At 56.0% G+C, this 19,815-nt stretch carries 18 protein-coding genes and 1 tRNA gene; 10 read left to right on the top strand and 9 right to left on the bottom strand.

Annotation, left to right across the window (positions count from 1 at the left end):
• Positions 1-98 precede the first annotated feature (98 nt).
• From F9C28_RS06510 to F9C28_RS06530, 5 genes are all read right to left on the bottom strand, one after another.
• Positions 99-452 (bottom strand): YcgJ family protein, encoded by a 354-nt coding sequence (locus tag F9C28_RS06510; RefSeq protein ID WP_332909403.1) that lies wholly within the window; start codon positions 450-452, stop codon positions 99-101.
• Between the two features lie 40 nt (positions 453-492).
• Positions 493-2,346, bottom strand: a complete 1,854-nt coding sequence (locus F9C28_RS06515; protein WP_233148951.1) for a DUF3413 domain-containing protein — start codon at positions 2,344-2,346, stop codon at positions 493-495.
• Between the two features lie 323 nt (positions 2,347-2,669).
• A complete protein-coding gene (locus F9C28_RS06520; protein WP_233148954.1) occupies positions 2,670-3,872 on the bottom strand; it encodes an amino acid permease in 1,203 nt (400 codons plus the stop codon).
• A 485-nt stretch (positions 3,873-4,357) separates the two neighbouring features.
• Positions 4,358-4,723, bottom strand: a complete 366-nt coding sequence (locus F9C28_RS06525; RefSeq protein ID WP_199014432.1) for a hypothetical protein — start codon at positions 4,721-4,723, stop codon at positions 4,358-4,360.
• A 322-nt stretch (positions 4,724-5,045) separates the two neighbouring features.
• Positions 5,046-5,122 (bottom strand) — tRNA-Arg (locus F9C28_RS06530).
• A gap of 205 nt (positions 5,123-5,327) precedes the next feature.
• Here F9C28_RS06530 and folD point away from each other — a divergent pair.
• The 4 genes from folD (at position 5,328) to malI (ending at position 9,291) form a co-directional block, all read left to right on the top strand.
• Positions 5,328-6,194, top strand: coding sequence for a bifunctional methylenetetrahydrofolate dehydrogenase/methenyltetrahydrofolate cyclohydrolase FolD (folD, locus tag F9C28_RS06535; RefSeq protein ID WP_199014433.1), 867 nt, complete (start codon positions 5,328-5,330; stop codon positions 6,192-6,194).
• 1 nt (position 6,195) lies between these two features.
• Complete coding sequence (ybcJ, locus tag F9C28_RS06540) at positions 6,196-6,408, top strand: ribosome-associated protein YbcJ (protein ID WP_199014434.1); 213 nt, start codon at positions 6,196-6,198, stop codon at positions 6,406-6,408.
• 232 nt (positions 6,409-6,640) lie between these two features.
• Entirely contained in the window at positions 6,641-8,140 is a 1,500-nt protein-coding gene (locus F9C28_RS06545) for a PTS transporter subunit EIIC (protein ID WP_199014435.1), read from the top strand.
• Positions 8,141-8,274: 134 nt separating this feature from the next.
• Positions 8,275-9,291, top strand: a complete 1,017-nt coding sequence (malI, locus tag F9C28_RS06550; protein WP_199014436.1) for a Mal regulon transcriptional regulator MalI — start codon at positions 8,275-8,277, stop codon at positions 9,289-9,291.
• An 83-nt stretch (positions 9,292-9,374) separates the two neighbouring features.
• On the opposite strand, the gene cysS is transcribed toward malI, so the two are convergent.
• Positions 9,375-10,760, bottom strand: a complete 1,386-nt coding sequence (cysS, locus tag F9C28_RS06555) for a cysteine--tRNA ligase (protein WP_199014437.1) — start codon at positions 10,758-10,760, stop codon at positions 9,375-9,377.
• A gap of 179 nt (positions 10,761-10,939) precedes the next feature.
• Here cysS and ppiB point away from each other — a divergent pair, with 179 nt between their 5' ends.
• The 4 genes from ppiB (at position 10,940) to purK (ending at position 13,868) form a co-directional block, all read left to right on the top strand.
• Positions 10,940-11,434, top strand: a complete 495-nt coding sequence (ppiB, locus tag F9C28_RS06560; RefSeq protein WP_199014438.1) for a peptidylprolyl isomerase B — start codon at positions 10,940-10,942, stop codon at positions 11,432-11,434.
• Between the two features lie 3 nt (positions 11,435-11,437).
• The gene (gene lpxH / locus F9C28_RS06565; RefSeq protein WP_199014439.1) at positions 11,438-12,160 is read left to right on the top strand and encodes a UDP-2,3-diacylglucosamine diphosphatase; all 723 of its coding nucleotides are present in this window, start codon (positions 11,438-11,440) and stop codon (positions 12,158-12,160) included.
• Positions 12,161-12,294: 134 nt separating this feature from the next.
• Positions 12,295-12,804: a 5-(carboxyamino)imidazole ribonucleotide mutase gene (gene purE, locus F9C28_RS06570; protein WP_199014440.1), complete on the top strand. Its 510-nt coding sequence runs from the start codon at positions 12,295-12,297 to the stop codon at positions 12,802-12,804.
• A complete protein-coding gene (purK, locus tag F9C28_RS06575; protein ID WP_199014441.1) occupies positions 12,801-13,868 on the top strand; it encodes a 5-(carboxyamino)imidazole ribonucleotide synthase in 1,068 nt (355 codons plus the stop codon). The genes purE and purK overlap by 4 nt, the downstream gene beginning before the upstream one ends.
• 72 nt (positions 13,869-13,940) lie before the next feature.
• Here purK and F9C28_RS06580 read toward each other — a convergent pair whose 3' ends face one another.
• The 3 genes from F9C28_RS06580 to ybbA all read right to left on the bottom strand — a co-directional run bounded on the left by F9C28_RS06580 (position 13,941) and on the right by ybbA (position 18,416).
• Positions 13,941-15,116, bottom strand: coding sequence for a porin (locus F9C28_RS06580; RefSeq protein WP_199014442.1), 1,176 nt, complete (start codon positions 15,114-15,116; stop codon positions 13,941-13,943).
• A 202-nt stretch (positions 15,117-15,318) separates the two neighbouring features.
• On the bottom strand, positions 15,319-17,733 hold the full coding sequence (gene ybbP / locus F9C28_RS06585) for a putative ABC transporter permease subunit YbbP (protein WP_199014443.1): 2,415 nt from the start codon (positions 17,731-17,733) through the stop codon (positions 15,319-15,321).
• A complete protein-coding gene (ybbA, locus tag F9C28_RS06590; protein WP_199014444.1) occupies positions 17,730-18,416 on the bottom strand; it encodes a putative ABC transporter ATP-binding protein YbbA in 687 nt (228 codons plus the stop codon). The genes ybbP and ybbA overlap by 4 nt, the downstream gene beginning before the upstream one ends.
• Between ybbA and tesA the strand changes: the two genes are divergently transcribed.
• Positions 18,384-19,013: a multifunctional acyl-CoA thioesterase I/protease I/lysophospholipase L1 gene (tesA, locus tag F9C28_RS06595; protein WP_199014445.1), complete on the top strand. Its 630-nt coding sequence runs from the start codon at positions 18,384-18,386 to the stop codon at positions 19,011-19,013. The two genes, ybbA and tesA, sit on opposite strands and share 33 nt — an antisense overlap.
• Before the next feature lie 28 nt (positions 19,014-19,041).
• On the top strand, positions 19,042-19,812 hold the full coding sequence (locus tag F9C28_RS06600; RefSeq protein WP_199014446.1) for an SDR family oxidoreductase: 771 nt from the start codon (positions 19,042-19,044) through the stop codon (positions 19,810-19,812).
• Positions 19,813-19,815 lie beyond the last annotated feature (3 nt).

Raw genomic sequence — 19,815 nt, forward strand, 5'->3', positions numbered from 1 at the left:
TAACGTAATCTTATGCCGGCCATAATGGCCGGCATTTTTTTAGCGTTATTGCGGGTCGCTAACCGGCCGGGAATATCCCCACCATAGCCCAACCCCACTTAGCGCCCGGCGCCAAATAACAGTTCAGTATAGTGCTGATTTATCGCCCCGCTGCGCTGGCCGTCCGCGGCGAAGTAGCGATCGTCCCGGCACAGTTGCTCGTTCACATCACAAAACAGCCCGCCCGCGAAGGTAAAAGCGCGGTGATCAAAATCCCCCATTGTCGCCAGCTTATCTCCGCGCTGCGGGCCCAGATAGTGCCGGGTCAGCGCCGGGGAAATACCGTGCCTGTCGGCGCAGATCCATGAATCACACAACACCCCCGGGGCGGGGGAATACGGGGCCCTCACCTCCCCCGCTATCGCTGGCGCCGCCAGCAAAGATGCTATCAGTAACACTCCTGTTTTGCCCACCCTGTCCTCCTTCGTTGCCCGCTCTTCCTTTACATCCAGCTTAGCGGAAAAAGCGCGACATCTCTTCCATGGCCTGGCGCAGTGCGTTTTGATCGGCATCGCGGCCGAGGGGCTGTAGCGCTGGCGTCAGGTTAGTTTGCATACCGTCCGGGGTGACCACATCCAGCTCATCCGGGGAAACAATCGCATAATTGTAGTAACTGCCGACAATCAGATGGCGCGGCCCCGGGGCCGGTGAAAATAAGTCCCGGCCCACGCTGTAATCATTTACCGGCGTGGTGACCCCCAGTGCCCGGGTCATCAGGGTGGGCACGATATCCAGATGTGACGTGCGGTAATCAATGGTGCGCGGGGCCATGCCCGGCCAGCGGATAAACAGCGGAACATGCACCTGGGCCTGGCTAAAGTTACTGCCGTGTCCCCAGTAGTTCTGGTGGTTATCGTTAAACTCTTCCCCGTGATCGGTGGTGATCACCACGATGGTGTTATCGTCCAGCCCCTGGCGTTTCAGGTTGTCCAGCACCTGGTTTATCAGGCCGTCGTCATACAACAGCACGTCCCGGTAGCGATTATGGTAGGGGGTCGGGTCGAAGGTATTGCTCAGCATAATGTGATCGACCCGGTCCCAGTATGGCCGGAACGGGGTGGGCATCGTCTCCGGGTGTAAATCGTAACCGTGTACCGCATCGTAGAACAGGAAGCCAAAAAAGGGCCGCTGGTGATCCCGGGTATCGAGGAAGTGGATAAAATCATCGGTAATCCGCTGATCCCGGGCCGCCTGGTTTTCCCCCGGGGTGGTAACCTGCAAATTAGCAATCCGCGAGAAGACCGTACGATCGAAGGGCGGGTGGTCCAGGGCGGCAGAGCCGTGGATCGAGAACTGGTAGTTATTGTCCGCCAGTTGCTGCATCAGCGCCGGCCGGCGGCCGCTGCTTTTCGCCGCCGTAAAGTAAGTGGCCGGGATGCTGTAAAACAGGCTAAAAATCCCCGCCTGGGTGGAGTTACCGCCACTTTGGTGCTGGGTAAAGGTCAGCGCCTGACGGGCGAAGTCCATGATATGCGGGGCCGTCGCCGGGGAGGCATCATCAAACCGCCAGGCATCGATCATCACAAACAGGATATTCATCGGCTGCGCCGGGGGATGAGACACCAGCGGGGAGAGCGGATAGTGAAAATGCCCGCTCGGGACGCTATCAAGCTTTTCCGCTTCCCGGCGTTTTGCTGCTACTTGAGCTGCATCCACCAGCCCCCAGCGGATCAGGGTATCTTTCGCCGTCAGCGGGTAATAGAGAGGGAACGTATCGGTGTAATTGGGGATAACCCGCTGGTAATTGGCATCCTCCCAGGCATGGATCCCCTGGCTGCCGCACAGCGCGGCGATTATGGCACCATAGCCCAGTACGACATAGCGCCTGCGAAACCACGTCCGGCCGGCCAGCCAGCCCATCACCAGTAATACCAGCGCCAGTACCGCGGCCACCAGGGCCGCAATCAGCCAGGTCACCCAGGAAAAGGCGATAGTATCGCCACCGTGGAAAAACAGCGTAAAGACGAAGCCGTTGATATGGAAGCGATACTGGTCAAACACCCGGGTGTCGACCACCAGCATCACCGCAATCCCCAGCGCCAGCAGCCCACAGACGCTGCGGCTTAGCCAGCGGGGTAGCGCCAGTGTTAACTCGCTAACAATCAACCCCAGAATCGCAAACAGCCCAAACCAGCCGATCTGGGTTAATACCAGATAGCCAGCCGCCAGATGGTTACCCGGGGGAATAGTCAGCCACGGCCAGTACCCCAGCCCCAGCACCATAAACACGCCGCCAGCCAGCAGCCAATAACGTAACGCCCAGCGCTGGTTCGCGCCTATCCGGGTCAGAAAAGGGGGATTCCACATAATGATGTTTTTACACTGCAGGAAAACAGCACGGCACCGTCGAACAACGGGCAAAGTAAACGCCGCACAGGGCGCGATAATAAAGGTACCGCCGCTGCGGTTAACAATTACAGAACACGATAATTGTTAACCCGGGTATTTTCCAGACAATAATGTCTGCAAATGTATCAAGCTATGAATTATAAACCACTTGATAGCCATAATTCAGGCTAATTTAAGCCGTTAGCAGTCGCGCGGCCCGGGGTCCCGTGGCTGATGGGCGTAAGCCATAAAAAAGACCCGACCAGAAGGCGGGCCTTTTTACCGCTACTGCCACCCCCGTTTTAGAGAATAGCGTACAGCAGCGCAGATACCGTTGCGATACCGCTGATCATCACCACCAGCGCGGTAAAGCCACGCAGGGATTTCAGGGCGTCGCGGGTGAAAATCAGCCAAGTGGGGATAACGAACAGGAAGATAGCAATCAGCGGACCACACAGGGTCTCAATCATGTTGATAACGTCCGGGTTCAGGTAGGTGACGACAGGGGTCACCATAAACATCAGCACCGACACCACCAGCTTCAGCGGCTTGACTCGGCTGGCGCTTCTTACCCCGAACATATCAGCAGCCAGCACACTGAAGGTTTCAGCCACTGGCATAGAAACCCCGAGGAAGGATTTAACCATCCCGACAATGGCAATAAACGGCGCGAGGTAAAGCAGGAACCCCATATGACCGCTGCCGCCAATCACCGACAGTACGTTCAGGTTTTGTGCTTTGGCCATCAGGAAGGTTTCCCGGGGGGTGCTCAGGATGCAGCTCAGCACAAAAAAGATAATGCTGAAAAAAATCAGCCCATAAGCCCGGCGGATCACCCGTACCGATTGCGGCTCGCCACCGGCGCCCGGCTCACGATACCAGGAAGACAGCGCCGGGATCAGCGGTGCCGAACATAATGAAAAGGCGATCAGCGGCAGTGTCAGCCAAATCCCTTTCAGTGACTCCCCAAGCGATGACCCGTGGGTTTGCTGCCAGGCCTGCGTCAGGTTGTTGATGTCCCAGGCAGGGATTTGCGAGGCGGCAATCAAAATTATTGCCACGGCAAACGGCAGCGCCAGCGCACTCATGGTGCCCACTACTTTGTCACGGCCCTTGCTGAGCACCAGATGGAGCAAGAACAACACCACCAGTGTCAGTGTGGCGCGGTTGATCCCGGTGATATGCAGGCGATCGGATAAAAAATGGCTGAGCGCATTGACCAGCGAAACCGCATAGATAAGCGTAACCGGATAGTGGGCCACGCAGAAAAACAGTTTCATCGCCTGGCGCCCTTTGGGGCCAAAAAACGAGCCAAACAGCGGCAATGAGTGATCCTGGGTCTGGGCATCGCGCATAAAGACCCGGCAGATCAGCACATGGGGCACCAGAGATAGCGGGAAACCAAGAATAAGTAGCAGAATAAATACTAGCGGACCGCGCGTGCCGATTTCTACCGGCAGGAAAAGGGTCCCTGCCCCCACGGTTGCACCATATACGCCCATCATCCAGATGGTGTCTTTGGTCGTCCATTGCGGACGTTGTATCTCATTTATCTTGGTCATATTGCTCTTTAACTGGCTCGAAAACGACGAACGGAAAGATGGAAATATCAGAGTTATTCACGCGAAGGGTAAAAAGGAATGGGAGTGAACGGCTGTTATTATTGAATAAAAATTCATCTTTTGGCGATCTTACTAATAACTACCAGGCCTGGCAAGGCATGGCCACCCTTTTTCAGGAAAAGGGGTTATTATGGCGGCTAATTTTACATCCCCGCCCCGCTACGCCACAGCTGAGTAAAATAAATGTAACGTGATATCAACCTAATAACCCAGGCCGCCGGCAATATAATAACCCGTGGCGCCGGCCCGAATATCGTTACGCATCATCACCGCCCGGCAGCGTAAACACACCGGGAGCAACATGCCGCGCAACACCGCTGCTGTTTAGCCAGGATAATCCAACGGTGCCGACACAATAATCCGCATCATTAGCGCCACTCGAAGGAGACGCTTTCCCGGTCAAACACCACCAGGGCTTCCACCCACTCTTTGCCTTCAAGGAGCGCTTCAATGCATCTTGCCGGGTAGGCGTCATCCGCCGGATTGAAGTCCTCATAATCGGAATGGGGTGTCAGTTTTACATCGTGATAGGCACATAAAACAGTGCTGCCCGGTTCGGTCATATCGGGAAATTTAGCGCACAGTAAGCGGGCCTGGAAAAATTTGTCCGGTAATCCTTCCGCCATGCTTTCCGCTGCCCACTGAATAAGCTTGTCATGGCAGTATTCGTGTGGCAAAGCACCAATTCCACGTGTATTAATCGTATTTTCTACTCTATTCAATGTGTTCAGCATATTAATCATCCTTTTGCATACTTTTATATACAACGTGCGACAGGAAGATAAATCTATTCCACACTTCTTAAGGAGATCTTAACGAGATCTGTGATCCGTATTGGTACCTTAAAGTATTAGCGTAATATGTGATGTAATACCATGAATACTGACAATAGCTGACAATTTTGTCGGTGTGATGGCAGTAATGTTTAAGTTAAATACCGGTGAAATTATACGGTTTATAAGGCGTAACTACACACATGCGGCGTGGCTATATTTCACGGAAATTCCACAGAAAAAATGGCATGTTAACGCAAGCGGTGAGGGGGGAGATTGTCGATGGTGCACCCTACTGGATTCGAACCAGTGACCCACGGCTTAGAAGGCCGTTGCTCTATCCAACTGAGCTAAGGGTGCGTTGCAAAACAGAAAACACTGCATAATGTATGTTACACAGAGCGGATTGCGATTATACGGAGCGGGACACTGCAGTCAATGGCTTTTCAACCGGATGCGGAACAATTGTACTTAACCTGACAAACGTGACTGACAGCGCAGCCGGCTTCTGACACAATAGTCACATCCCCTTTTCTTCTCTATGACAGATGGAATCCTCTCTCTGATGGCAGCAAAGATTATTGACGGTAAAACGATTGCGCAGCAGGTCCGCTCTGAGGTTGCTGAGAAAGTACGGGCGCGGGTAGCGGCCGGAAAACGGGCCCCTGGACTGGCCGTTGTCCTGGTGGGAGAAAACCCCGCCTCCCAGATTTATGTCGGCAGCAAACGTAAAGCCTGCGAAGAAGTGGGTTTCGTCTCCCGCTCTTATGACCTCCCGGATACCACCAGCGAAGCTGAGCTGCTGGGCCTGATAGACACCCTGAATGCGGATAACACCATTGACGGTATTTTAGTGCAGCTGCCGCTGCCGGCCGGTATCGACAATGTCAAAGTACTGGAGCGGATTGACCCGGATAAAGACGTCGACGGTTTCCACCCGTATAACGTGGGCCGCCTGTGCCAGCGCGCACCGCGCCTGCGCCCCTGCACACCGCGGGGTATTGTTACCCTGCTGGAGCGTTATAACATCGACACCTATGGCCTGAATGCCGTGGTGATTGGCGCCTCGAATATCGTCGGCCGCCCGATGAGCATGGAGCTACTGCTGGCGGGCTGCACCACCACCGTCACCCACCGCTTCACCAAAAATCTGCGCCACCATGTAGAACACGCCGATCTGCTGATCGTGGCGGTTGGCAAACCGGGCTTTATTCCCGGTGAATGGATCAAAGAAGGCGCGATTGTTATTGATGTCGGGATCAATCGCCTGGAGAATGGCAAGGTAGTCGGGGACGTGGTATTTGACGATGCCGCCGCGCGTGCCTCCTACATCACACCGGTGCCTGGTGGTGTTGGCCCAATGACGGTCGCCACCCTGATCCAGAACACCTTGCAAGCTTGCGAAGAATATCATGACATTGAGGAGGCCTGAGATGGCAACATTTTCTCTGGGTAAACATCCGCACGTAGAACTGTGCGATCTGCTGAAACTGGAAGGCTGGAGCGAAAGCGGAGCCCAGGCAAAAATCGCCATCGGCGAAGGCGAAGTCCAGGTGGACGGCGTAACGGAAACCCGCAAACGCTGCAAAATTGTGGCGGGCCAAACCGTCACATTTGCTGGCCAGAGCGTTACCGTTACGGCCTGATCCCCTCACCCGCAGGTGCCTGCCTGCGGGTCTGATTCGCCAAATCCCCTGCTGTTGCAATGGTTAATTTTCGATCAACCTCTAAGAATCACCCTTTCCTCTGACCAAATGTAAAAATAACGTTGATCCTGGTAACGGCTTATTCCAGGATAAGTAGAACGTTCTACTAGAACGTTCTACTTACAAGAATGCGCCCAGTAAGCGCAACGTTCATGGCCCTATTCGGGAAGGCATGAGTCTGCTATCAGGTGTTGTAAAATCACTCTCCAAACTGTCTATGATTGGCCGCGCGCTCATGCTGCCTATCTCGTTACTGCCGGCCGCGGGGCTGCTGCTGGCCTTTGGCGATAAATTCCATCTGCCGTTGATGATGAATGCCGGCGGTGTCATTTTCGACAACTTACCCATGCTGTTTGCCATTGGCTCGGCGGTGGGGCTGGCGTCCGAATCCGGGATTGCGGCGCTGTCTGCCGCGGTATCGGTGTTTGTCACCAACATCACCATTAGCACCGTGCTGGGCATCACCCCGGACATGGCCTCCCAGGGCGGGAAATACGCCATGGTGGTCGGGATCCCCACGTTACAGATGGGCGTCTTCGGCGGATTAATCTGCGGGATCCTTGCGGCCTGGTGTTATAACCGTTTCCACGCCATGCAGTTGCCGGAGTTCCTCGGGTTCTTCTCCGGTAAGCGCTTTGTGGCCATCGCCACGGCATTACTGTCCTTTATTCTTGGCCTGCTGCTGCCCTATGTCTGGCAGCATATCCAGGCCGGTATTGATGCGCTGTCGGTGGTGATCAATGGCGATAACCAGGCGGCGTCTACCTTTATCTTTGGCCTGGTGGAACGGGCACTGATCCCCCTCGGGCTGCACCATATCTGGTACCCGTCATTCTGGTACTCCTTTGGGGATTACACCACCCAGGCCGGCCAGGTTATCCACGGCGATCAGACTATCTGGTTCAAAATGCTGGAAGAAGGGGTGAAATCCTTCAGTAGCGACAGCTACCAAAACGCCGGTAAATTTATGCAGGGGGAATTCCCGCTGATGCTGTTTGCCCTGCCTGCGGCTTGCCTGGCGATGTACCACGAAGCCCACAGCAAAAATAAAAAAATCGCCTTCGGGATCCTGTTTTCTGCCGCGCTGACCTGCTTCCTGACCGGGATCACCGAGCCGGTCGAGTTCACCTTTATTTTTGTGGCGCCGATCCTCTACGTATTTAATGCGATCATGGCGGGGCTGGCCTACATGACCATGTATTTGTTACATGCCCATATCGCCAAGTCATTCTCTGCCGGGCTGATTGACTATATCTCCTTTGGGATCCTGCCATCGTTTAACGGCTACCAGACCAACTTCCTTAATGCGGCTATTGTCGGCATCCCGATGGCGATTATTTACTACTTCACCTTCCGGTTTGTGATCCGCCGCTTCGATGTCAAAACACCGGGGCGTACCGATGTCACAACCGACGCCAGCGATAAAACGGATACCGAACTGGCCGGGGAAATTATCGCCCTGCTGGGCGGTGCCCAAAATATTGATTCCGTAGGGGCCTGCATCACCCGTTTGCGCCTGGAAGTGGACAAAAGCGATAAGGTCAATAAAGAGGGTCTTAACAGCCTCGGTGCCAGAGGGGTCGTTTTCGTGGGTGATAAAGGCATCCAGGTTATTTTTGGTGCCCGGGCGCAGTTTATCGCCCAAACCATGTCCACGATGATTGGCAAATAAGTCTAAAAATGTCAGGCTGGCGTGTGCTGCCCTGACTGGGGGCGGCACACGCTTTGCCCGCACAGGGATTGCCTGAACGGCGATTTATCTGCACGGCTGTGGGTTGGACGCCGTTATTTTTTCAGGGAGTCAGGTTGAAGAAAGTCAGTATTATTGATGTTGCAAAACATGCGGGTGTCTCGGTATCGACTGTCTCCCTGGTCTTGCGTCAGAAAGGGAAAATCTCGGCGACAACTATCGATAAAGTGAACCAGTCGATTTCCGATCTGGGGTATGTGCACAACCTGGCCGCGGCCAATCTGCGCGCCAGTACCTCAAACCTGATTGGCCTGATCCTGTGTGACTTCAGCGACAACTTTACCCTCAAGGTGATGGCCAGCGTGGTCCAGAATCTGGAAAGCAGCGGTTTTATGGTGTTCCTCGGCCAGCCGGGGCGCAACGGCGAGTTCCTCGAACGCTGCCTGACCTCCTTCAAACAACAAGGGGTGGCGGGGGTTATCTACCTTGATGCCGATAATACCCGCAGCCAGTTACCTGAAAAGCTCCGCCACTGCCCGTTTCCACTGGTGGTGGTCTCCCAGTCATTACTGGAGGCACCGTGCTATCTGGTGGTGCGCGATAATCGCCAGGCCGCCAGCCTGGCAACCCGCTACCTGATTGAGCGCGGGCACCGCAACATTGGCTATATTGGCGGGAAAGATAATGACATTATTCGCCAGCAGCGCCTGCTGGGGTTTCGCAGTACCCTGACACAATTTGGTATCCCCTGGCGGGATGCGGTGGTACCGGCCTGTAGTGATGATACCCGGGCCGCCAGCCAGGCCACCCGGGGGCTGCTGGAGAATAACAGCACCATCACCGCCCTGCTCTGCCATTCGCCAGACGCTATGATAGGCTCTATCGCCGGTATCCATCAGGTGGGGCGTACCGTGGGGAAAGATGTGTTCCTCACCCAGCAAGTGGCGCTGATAGGTTTTGACGATATGCTCAGCGTCAATCTCACCTCGCCATCCTTTACCTATGTATCATCCGCCAGCGAAGAAACCGGCCGCCAGGCAGTGGCGCTGCTGCTGCGCAAGCTAGAAACACCGGCGCTGGCGCTACAACGCATTACCTTATCGGGGCAACTGGTGGCCAGAGAGTCGGCCTGAAGGGCAAAGCATGAAGGCGTACAACCAGGGAAGTAACCGGACCAGCCCGGGGGGCCTATCCGGTTATGTATTGCGTAACGTTATTACTTACGGCGCCAGGTAGTCCCCTGCGGGCCATCTTCCAGCACAATCCCCATCTCATTTAAGCGATCGCGGGCGGCATCGGCAGCAGCCCAGTCTTTCGCTTTACGGGCATCCAGCCGCTGCTGGATCAGGGCGTCGATTTCAGCCACTTCGCCATCATCGGCCTGGGCACCGCTTTGCAGGAACGTTTCCGGATCTTGCTCCAGCAGGCCCAGCACGCCAGCCAGCTTGCGCATATGCGCCGCCATCTGGTTGGCTAACGCCATGTCTTCGCCCTTCAGACGGTTCACTTCCCGGGCCATATCAAACAGCGCGGAATAGGCCTCCGGGGTATTGAAGTCATCATCCATGGCTTCGCGGAAGCGGGCTTCAAACGCCTCGCCCCCGGCCGGGGTGGCGGTGTTATCGGTACCGCGCAGCGCCGTGTAGAGCCGCTCCAGCGCAGAGCGGGCCTGTTTCAGGTTCTCTTCGCTGTAGTTCAGTTGGCTGCGGTAGTGGCCGGACATCAGGAAGTAACGGATGGTTTCCGCATCGTAATACTTGAGCACGTCGCGCACGGTAAAAAAGTTACCGAGGGATTTGGACATCTTTTCCCGGTCAACCATCACCATGCCGGAGTGCATCCAGTAGTTAACGTACTCACCGCCGTGGGCGCAGGTGGACTGGGCAATTTCGTTCTCGTGGTGCGGGAACATCAGATCAGAACCGCCGCCGTGGATATCAAAGTGATTACCCAGCTGTTTGCAGTTCATCGCCGAACATTCAACGTGCCAGCCAGGACGGCCTTCACCCCAGGGGGATGACCAGCTTGGTTCACCCGGTTTGGACATTTTCCAGAGCACAAAATCCATCGGGTTACGTTTCACGTCCGCCACTTCCACCCGAGCCCCGGCCTGGAGCTGCTCCAGATCCTGGCGGGATAATACGCCGTAGGTTGGGTCGGTCGGCACGGAGAACATCACATCGCCATTGTCCGCCACATAGGCGTGACCGCGGGAAATCAGTTGTTCGGTGATCTCGATGATTTCATGAATATGGTGGGTGGCGCGGGGTTCACTGTCCGGGGGCAAAATATTCAGCGCCGCAAAATCAGCGTGCATTTCGCCAATCATCCGGTCCACCAGATCGGTAAACGACTCACCGTTCTCGTGGGCGCGTTTGATAATTTTGTCGTCAATGTCGGTAATGTTGCGCACATATTTAAGTTTATAGCCGAGGAAGCGCAAATAGCGGGTTACCACATCGAAAGCAACAAAAGTACGCCCGTGGCCGATATGACAGAGATCATAGACGGTGATACCACACACGTACATACCGACTTCTCCGGCATGAATGGGTTTAAATTCTTCTTTCTGGCGGCTGAGTGTATTGAAGATTTTTAACATCAGAGTGTTCCGTGTCTGTGTGTGGTCATAAAAAAATTTAAGCAGTTATCTTAACCCATAATTCTGTTTCCCGGCCATGTTTTGCAAGATGATCCCGGCAGCCAAGTTGTGTTATAAAACCAGTTACACTGGCCTGCTGTTACGGGCCTGGGCAATTGTTAACCCAACAGGATGCAAACATGGTTACTTTTCACACCAACCACGGCGATATCGTGATCAAAACTTTCGATAAAGAAGCGCCGGTTACCGTCAAAAACTTCCTGGGTTACTGCCGCGAAGGTTTTTACGACAACACCATTTTCCACCGTGTGATCAACGGCTTTATGATCCAGGGTGGCGGTTTTGAACCCGGGATGAAACAGAAAACGACCAAAGACGCTATCCAGAACGAAGCCAACAATGGTCTGAAAAACACCCGCGGTACCCTGGCAATGGCCCGTACCCAGGCGCCGCACTCCGCAACAGCCCAATTCTTCATCAATGTGGTTGATAACGACTTCCTGAACTTCAGCGGTGAAAACCTGCAGGGTTGGGGTTACTGTGTCTTCGCCGAAGTGGTTGAAGGCATGGACGTTGTTGACAACATCAAAGCGGTCTCTACCGGCCGCAGCGGCATGCACCAGGATGTGCCGAAAGATGACGTCATCATCAAAAGCGTTACCATCAGCGAATAAGCTGTGTCCACGCTGTTTATTGCAGACTTACATCTGTGTGAAGAAGAACCGGCGATCACCGCCGGTTTTCTGCGTTTTCTGGCCGGGCGCGCCCGGGAAGCTGACGCGTTGTACATCCTTGGCGATCTGTTCGAAGCGTGGATTGGCGATGATAACCTCACCCCGCTCCACCAGACCGTGGCCAGCGCCATCCGCCAGCTCGTTGACCACGGGGTACCCTGCTACTTTATTCACGGCAATCGCGATTTCCTGATAGGCAAACGCTTCGCCCGGGAGAGCGGCATGATCCTGCTGCCGGAAGTGCAGCATTTGACGCTGTATAGCCGTGATCTGTTGATCATGCACGGTGACACACTGTGCACCGACGATGCCGGCTACCAGGCATTTCGTAAAAAGGTCCATACCCGCTGGGTCCAGTGGCTGTTTCTGGCGCTACCGCTGTTTGTCCGCCGCCGTATCGCGGCCCGTATGCGCGCCGACAGCCAGGCCGCCAACAGCCAGAAATCGGTCGCCATCATGGATGTTAATCCACAGGCCGTGGTCGCAGTGATGGAGGCCTACCGGGTACAGTGGTTAATCCACGGTCATACCCATCGCCCGGAAATCCATACTCTGGAGGCCAACGGCAAGCCCGCATGGCGTGCGGTATTAGGCGCCTGGCACCACGAGGGATCGCTTATCGAAGTCACCCCGCAAAACACCACCCTGCAATTTTTTCCATTTTAAGCGCTATAGCGTTTTTTTGCGCTATTTCTCGCCGCGCAACCGTTTTCCCTGGCCGTTTTACATGCTATTCTCATGCCCTCTTAAAACGACGCCCACGTTGTTTTGCTTGCACATCCACAGGAGTTTTAAGACCCATGTCTTCCAGCCAGATCCCGGTTCGTATTGCCATTGTCATGGGCTCCAGAAGTGACTGGGCCACCATGCAATTTGCCGCAGAAATCCTCGATATGCTCGATGTCCCGTACCACACTGAGGTGGTTTCAGCCCACCGCACCCCGGACAAGCTATTCAGCTTTGCCGAACAGGCACAGGATAATGGGTATCAGGTGATTATTGCCGGTGCCGGTGGCGCCGCCCACCTGCCGGGTATGATTGCAGCAAAAACCCTGGTGCCGGTACTGGGTGTGCCAGTACAAAGCGCCGCCCTGAGCGGGGTGGACAGCCTGTACTCTATTGTACAAATGCCGCGCGGGATCCCGGTGGGCACCCTGGCCATCGGTAAAGCCGGCGCCGCCAACGCGGCCCTGCTGGCGGCCCAGATTATCGCCACCCACGACAGCGCGCTGCTGGCGCGCCTCAGCGCATGGCGCCAGAAACAGACTGATGAGGTGCTGGAGAATCCAGATCCGCGGGGTGACGCATGATGCAGGTCTGCGTACTGGGTAACGGCCAGTTGGGCCGGATGCTGCGCCAGGCGGGCGAACCGCTGGGGATAACCGTCTACCCTGTTGGGCTGGATGCAGAACCCCAGGGGGTGCCGTTTCAGCACAGTGTTATCACGGCTGAAATCGAACGCTGGCCGGAAACCGCCCTCACCCGGGAACTGGCGCGCCACAACGCGTTTGTAAACCGCGATGTCTTCCCGATCATTGCCGATCGCCTGACCCAGAAACAGCTGTTCGATAAGCTGGCGCTGGCGACGGCCCCCTGGCAGTTACTGGCGGATGCGGCCCAGTGGCCCGCTATTTTCGCCCGCCTGGGCGATCTGGCTATCGTGAAGCGCCGCACCGGCGGCTATGATGGCCGCGGTCAGTGGCGGCTACGCAGTGCCGAGACGGCGCAACTCCCCGCGGCGTGTTATGGCGAGTGTATCGTTGAACAGGGAATTAACTTCTCCGGGGAAGTCTCACTGGTTGGCGCCCGTGGCCGTGACGGCAGCACGGTGTTCTATCCGCTGACCCACAACCTGCATCAGGAGGGGATCTTGCGTACCAGCGTGGTGTTCCCTCAGGCCGATCTGGCATTACAAGAGCAGGCTGAATCCATGCTCAGCGCCATTATGCACGAACTGGAATATGTGGGCGTTATGGCGATGGAGTGCTTTATCACCCCCGGGGGGCTACTGATTAACGAGCTGGCGCCCCGAGTGCATAACAGCGGGCACTGGACCCAAAACGGCGCCTCGATCAGCCAGTTTGAGCTGCACTTGCGGGCTATTCTCGATTTACCCCTGCCGCCACCAGTGGTGAATGGCGCGTCGGTGATGGTGAACCTGATTGGCACCGATCTGAACTACGACTGGCTGAAACTGCCGCTGGTGCGGCTCCACTGGTATGACAAAGACGTCCGTCCCGGTCGTAAAGTGGGCCATCTTAACCTCAACGATCAGGATACCGATAGGCTAAGTGCCACTCTGGAGGCGCTGACCCCGCTACTGCCGGTGGAATACCACAGCGGTATTCAGTGGGCACAGCACAAGCTTAACTAACCGGAAAGCGGGCCTGACGGGCCGGGAATACTATGTGGAGAATTTCCCCCGCCGTAGCGGGGGAAAGGGACATCAGAAGTCGTAACGTACACGAACGACGTTCATGTCACCCTGATCGTCGGTGCTGGAGGTAAAGACGTGTTCGTAATCGACGCGGAAGCCGTAATCCAGCTGGAAGGAGATACCCAGCCCGTTATCGATACGTTTGTAGTTGCTGCCGCTCAGGTATTCCAGACGGTCACCCATGAAGTAAGGCTGGATGCTCTTAACCATGTATTTGCCAATCGGGAATTTATAACCTGCGAAGTATTCAACGCCCCATGCATCACCGGCAAAGTAGTTGTTCGGTGATTTTGAGCTAGATTTGGAGACCAGATAGTTCTGGTAGTAACCACCGCCCGCAGACAGTGTCCAGTTATCCGGGGTCCAGCTTAATGCTGTACCGTAGATGCTCTGGTTGTAGGTTTTACCTTCTGAACGGGCACTGTTCTGGTATACCACGGCGCGGGTCAGGTTCCACGCGGTACCCCAGGTCAGGTCTTCAGTGATGTGGTAGTCCACACCCAGTGAGCCGCCGCCTTTACGTTTGTAGCTGTAACCGCTGTAGTTACCGTTGCTGTTGACACGGTACGGTTCATCTTCAAACAGGTAGCCGGCATACACATCGGCGTCGCCGAAGGTATTTTTGTATTTCAGCATGCTGCGGGAACGGTAAGAACCATCATAGTTACCGTTGATACCATTACCTGGTGCCTGGGCTAACATATCGTAATCCCAGATATCAGTTTTGGCCCCGATAACATCGTAGTAAATACTGTTTTGTTTACCGTAGGTCAGTGTACCGTAGGTGGCGCTTTTCAGCCCGGTATACAACATACGACGGTCAGTATTAGTAGAGCCTTTGGCGTAGTGATTATCCCAGTTGAAAAGTGCAGGAATATTCACACCCAGTTCGTAGTAGCTGATCCAGCTGATGTCATCGAACAGATAGTAATCAGCGGAGAATCGGAAACGGGTACCGCCATCAAAAACATTGCGTTTGTATGAACCTTTGTCTCCATCGCCGGTCATATTGTTTATCTGCGGACGAATAGAACCGCCCACTTTAAAGTCAAGACGGCTGAGGGGATCGCCCGCCTGCGGATCCTGCTTAATCAGGGTAATTTCCGCCTGGGACGCAAAAGAAACAGAACCAAGTACCACTGCCGCGCCGATTGCTTTCGCCAGCGCGTTTATTTTAATTGTCATTATTAATCCTTAGTGTCCTGCTAACTATTAGCCAAGGCATGTTACCGTGCTTTTATGACGGTTTTGGTTACAAAATTATCAATAAGTGCCGTTAAAAAATACTTAATTTGTTACAAGGTGTTTCACCAAAACACCCACTGGCCATCAAAATGTCAGTTTCTGTCAATGTTACTGAATATTAATCCTTTGAATAATTAGGGAATTAACTTGCATATTTCCGATGCAATGCCTTGCCTTTCAGTAGCCTAATTCCCAGCCATCCCCCACAGAATGACAATAACGTTATGCCACTAATTGGTAACACCACCCACAATTGCCAGTCTGGCTGCCAGGGGAAATCAAACACCCGGGTTTGCAACAGCGCCAGCGCCGTCTCCGCCCCCAGCGCCGCCACAACCCCGGACACCGCCCCCAGTAAGGCAAACTCATTCCACAGGGTATAGCGCAGTAAGCGCCGGGTCGCCCCAAGGGTGCGGTAAACCACCAGTTCCTGGTAACGCTGGCGCATCCCTACCTGGATTTGTGCCAGCAGTAATAAAATGCCGCAGGCCGTAACCAGCACCACCATCACCTCCAGCGCCCGGCTGACCTGGCTCAGCACCTGGCCTACCTGGCGCAATATCACCCCAATATCCAGCATGCTCACGGTGGGAAACGCCCGGTTGATCGCCGTCAGGGTGGACTCTGGCCCCTGCCAGCGGAAACTGGTCAGCCAGGTTTGCGGCTGCTGCTCCAGTTCCCCCCGGGGGAAGATAAAATAGAAGTTAGGCCGCAAGCTTTCCCAGTCCACTTTACGCAGGCTGCTGACGGTGGCGCTAAACACCCGGGTGTCTCCGGTAAAAGTCAGTCGATCGCCCAGTTTCACCCCCAGGCGGCTGGCAACGCCCTGGTCAACAGAGACCTCCCCTTCCCGGGGAGGCCAGTGCCCCGCCAGCACCGGATTATGGTTCGGCTGCCCGGACTGCCAGGTCAGATTTAGCTCGCGGTTTAGCGCCTCGTCTTTATTACCGGCCGTGCTTTCGCCATTAATATCCGTCAGCCGGGCGCGCACTACCGGGTACCAGGCATCGGGAATGATCTGGCGCTCTACCAGAAAATCCTTTATCGGCTGTACCTGTTGTGGGGCGATATTGAGTAAGAAATAGTTCGGGCTTTCCGGCGGCAGTTGCTGCTGCCAGCGTTCCAGCAAATCACCTCGCAATACCAGCAACAGCGCCAGCAGCATAAATGACAGCGAAAACGCCGCCAGCTGGCTAAGGGTGGCCCAGGGCTGGCGCAGCAGGCGGTTAATCGCCAGCCTGAACGGTAATGCGTGAATGGCGGAGTGACGCAAAATAAACAGCAGCCCCCACCCCAGGACGCCACATAACAGGGCCATCGCCAGTGCCCCCCCGAGCACTGACCACAACAGCGCACTGCCCCCCATTAATGCGGCCAGCAGCGCCACAATCAGCCCGGTCATTACCGGCAGATAGATAGACAACGGCCATACCCGGGCGGCCGCATCACGGCGCAACACCCGCACGGGCTGGGTAGCCAGCAGCAGACGGTAAGGCCGCAGCCCCACCAGCAGCGAAATCACCACCAGCGCCCCCAGGGACCAGAACCAGGGCCAGACGCTGGCCGCCGGTAATGCCGCCGGTAGCACCGGTTTTAATGCCCGCAGCAGCAGCGCCTCAAAGAGCTTGCCGGTTATCCCCCCGGCAACGGCGGACATCAACAGCAACATCAGCCACTGGCCGACTATCAATTTACCTAACGCCCGGCGGCCCGCGCCGAGGGTTTTAAGAATGGCAATCATGTCATAGCGGCTACGGCAGTAGTGGCTCATCGCCACGGCAACCGCCGCCACGGACAGCAGCAGCGTCAGTAAGGCAGACAGCAGTAAAAACTGGCGTGAACGCTCAAGGGATTTGCTGAGTGCGCCGTCATCCTGCTCTGGGCTTATCCAGCGCTGTTCCGGGCTAAGCTGCGGCACAATGGCAGATTCCAGCCGGGCTAACGCGCGATCATCCCCGGCGAATTTATAACGCCAGCTCACCCGGCTGCCGGGCTGGACCGCGTGGGTTGCGGCAACATCCGCCATGTTCATTAGCAGGCGTGGGGCTATCTGGAAAGGGGTAAACCCGCTGTCCGGCTCCTGAATCACCTCCCCCGCCACCCGCAGGGTAGTATCACCCACCTCGAGCGTATCCCCCACTTTCAGCTGGAGTAACGCCATCAGTCTCGGGGCCAGTAACACCGTCCCCCGGGCCGGGGACAACCCCGCCGGGCGGGTTTGCAACACCCCATACAGCGGGTAGTGATCATCCACCGCTTTGACATCCGCCAGTTGCGGGGTGTCGCCAGAAAAAGTCATGGTGGCGAAGTCAAGCTGCGGGCTGACCCGCACCCCGAGGGCCGCCGCCTGAGCCAGCCAGCTCTCCGGCACCGCAGAGGCGGAGCGCAGCACCCGATCAGCAGCCATATACTCCCGGCTTTGCTGGCTGAGGCCTTTTTCCATTCGGTCGCTAATATTCCCCAGCGCCAGCACACAGGCCACCGCCAGACTCAGGGCCAGCCAGACAATTAACAGCGACGGTGAGCGCCACTCGCGCCAGAACCAGCGGGCAATCATGATTCCTCCCACAGTTTGCCGTCTTGCAGCCGCAAACGCCGGTCACAGCGCGCGGCCAGCTGCGTATCGTGGGTCACCAGAATCAGCGTGGTACCGTGTTCACGGTTCAGGGTAAACAGCAGATCGGCAATTTTATCCCCGGTCTGGCGATCCAGATTACCGGTGGGTTCATCGGCAAATAAAATTTCCGGGCTACCGCTAAAGGCCCTGGCGAGGGCGACCCGCTGCTGCTCACCGCCGGAGAGCTGCGCCGGTAAATGGTACAACCGCTTTCCAAGGCCAAGCTGCTCCAGCATCGCCCGGGACTGCGCGCGGCTGGCGCCGCTGCTCTCACCGCGTAACAGGCCGGGAAGTTCCACATTTTCCAGGGCATTCAGGGTGGGTACCAGCATAAAAGACTGAAAAACAAACCCCACATGGCGGGCCCGTAATCTGGCCCGGGCTTCTTCATCCAGCCGGTTCAGGGACTGGCCCAGCAGGATAACATCCCCGTCACTGCCGTCATCCAGCCCGGCAAGGATCGCCAGTAGCGTTGATTTGCCGGAACCGGATTCGCCTATCAGGGCAATGGTTTGTGCTGGTTTGACAAGCAGGTCAACTCCGGTAAGGATGGAAAGCGCCTGTTCACCCTGACCGACGGATTTTTTCAGATGATGCACTTCAAGAATATGTTGCGCTGGCATGTGCCTTTCCTGTTGCTGGTGCTGATGATATGTCGCACTGCCGCCGCAGATACCCTGCTGGTTCTGGGGGACAGCCTGAGTGCGGGTTACCGAATGCCGGCAGCCTCCGCCTGGCCTGCACTGCTGGATAAACAGTGGGAAAAGCGCCAGACCCGGGTAATTAATGGCAGTATCAGCGGTGATACTGCGGCCCAGGGGCTGGCCCGTTTACCCGCCTTACTGGCCGAGCATAAACCGCGTTGGGTCGTTATCGAACTGGGGGGCAACGACGGTTTACGCGGCTTTCCACCCGCCGGCATCGCCAGTGCCCTTAATCAGGTGATTGGCGACATTAAAGCGGCCAACGCCCAGCCGATACTGATGCAGATCCGCCTGCCGGCGAACTACGGCCGGCGTTACAATGAGAGTTTCAGCGCGATTTACGCTACCCTGGCGACCAGTAATAATGTGCCGCTACTGCCATTTTTTATGGAAGAGGTGTACCTCAAGCCGGAGTGGATGCAAGACGATGGCATCCACCCTAATGCATCTGCCCAGCCGTTTATTGCCGACTGGATGGCCCGGCACCTCAATCCGTTAGTTAATCACGACTCTTGATAAACCGGGACGATTAGCACGCAAAGTTATGCAAAAAAACATATTAATAACAGGTTGTTCTAGTGGTATCGGCGAAGCCAGCGCCGCCCGGCTGCACGCCCTCGGGTTTTCTATTTTAGCGGCCTGCCGCAAACCCGCCGATGTTGCGCGCATGGATGCCCTGGGCTACACCGGTATCTTGCTTGATCTGGACGACGCCGCCAGCGTTACCCAGGCCGCAGCCCGGGTGCGGGAGATAACCGGCGATCGGCTCTACGGCCTGTTTAATAATGGCGGTTATGGGGTCTATGGGCCACTGGAAACCATCAGCCGCCGCCAACTGGAGCAGCAATTTTCAACTAACTTTTTCGGCGCCCACCAGCTCACCATGCTGCTGTTGCCCGCCATGCGGCCCCACGGCGAAGGGCGCATTGTGATGACCAGCTCCGTAATGGGGATAATCTCAACCCCGGGGCGCGGCGCGTATGCCGCCAGTAAATATGCGCTGGAGGCCTGGTCAGACGCCCTGCGCCTTGAGCTGCGCCACAGCGGTATCCAGATAAGCCTGATTGAGCCGGGGCCTATCCGCACCCGGTTTACCGACAACGTCAACCAGACCCAAACCGATAAACCGGTAGAAAACCCGGGGATTGCGGCGCGTTTTACCCTGCAACCGGAAGATGTCGCCAGGAAAGTCGCCGCGGCATTCACCGCCCCCCGGGCCAGGATCCGCTATCCTGTGACCCTGGTAACCCACACGGTCCGTCTCCTTAAGCGGCTGCTGCCGGACCGCTGGATGGATAAAATATTGAGTCACTGAGTT

Origin of the sequence: Shimwellia pseudoproteus, assembly GCF_016415625.1 — a bacterium.
Taxonomy (GTDB): Bacteria; Pseudomonadota; Gammaproteobacteria; order Enterobacterales; family Enterobacteriaceae; genus Shimwellia; species Shimwellia pseudoproteus.

Coding starts and splice junctions, on each gene's coding strand:
- F9C28_RS06545 (WP_199014435.1), top strand. CDS start 6,641: ATGAGTCTGCTATCAGGTGTTGTAAAATCACTCTCCAAACTGTCTATG.
- ybbP (WP_199014443.1), bottom strand. CDS start 17,733: ATGATTGCCCGCTGGTTCTGGCGCGAGTGGCGCTCACCGTCGCTGTTA.
- F9C28_RS06515 (WP_233148951.1), bottom strand. CDS start 2,346: ATGTGGAATCCCCCTTTTCTGACCCGGATAGGCGCGAACCAGCGCTGG.
- F9C28_RS06520 (WP_233148954.1), bottom strand. CDS start 3,872: ATGATGGGCGTATATGGTGCAACCGTGGGGGCAGGGACCCTTTTCCTG.
- F9C28_RS06580 (WP_199014442.1), bottom strand. CDS start 15,116: ATGACAATTAAAATAAACGCGCTGGCGAAAGCAATCGGCGCGGCAGTG.
- F9C28_RS06525 (WP_199014432.1), bottom strand. CDS start 4,723: ATGCTGAACACATTGAATAGAGTAGAAAATACGATTAATACACGTGGA.
- tesA (WP_199014445.1), top strand. CDS start 18,384: ATGATGCACTTCAAGAATATGTTGCGCTGGCATGTGCCTTTCCTGTTG.
- purE (WP_199014440.1), top strand. CDS start 12,295: ATGTCTTCCAGCCAGATCCCGGTTCGTATTGCCATTGTCATGGGCTCC.
- ppiB (WP_199014438.1), top strand. CDS start 10,940: ATGGTTACTTTTCACACCAACCACGGCGATATCGTGATCAAAACTTTC.
- purK (WP_199014441.1), top strand. CDS start 12,801: ATGATGCAGGTCTGCGTACTGGGTAACGGCCAGTTGGGCCGGATGCTG.
- ybcJ (WP_199014434.1), top strand. CDS start 6,196: ATGGCAACATTTTCTCTGGGTAAACATCCGCACGTAGAACTGTGCGAT.
- ybbA (WP_199014444.1), bottom strand. CDS start 18,416: ATGCCAGCGCAACATATTCTTGAAGTGCATCATCTGAAAAAATCCGTC.
- F9C28_RS06600 (WP_199014446.1), top strand. CDS start 19,042: ATGCAAAAAAACATATTAATAACAGGTTGTTCTAGTGGTATCGGCGAA.
- cysS (WP_199014437.1), bottom strand. CDS start 10,760: ATGTTAAAAATCTTCAATACACTCAGCCGCCAGAAAGAAGAATTTAAA.
- folD (WP_199014433.1), top strand. CDS start 5,328: ATGGCAGCAAAGATTATTGACGGTAAAACGATTGCGCAGCAGGTCCGC.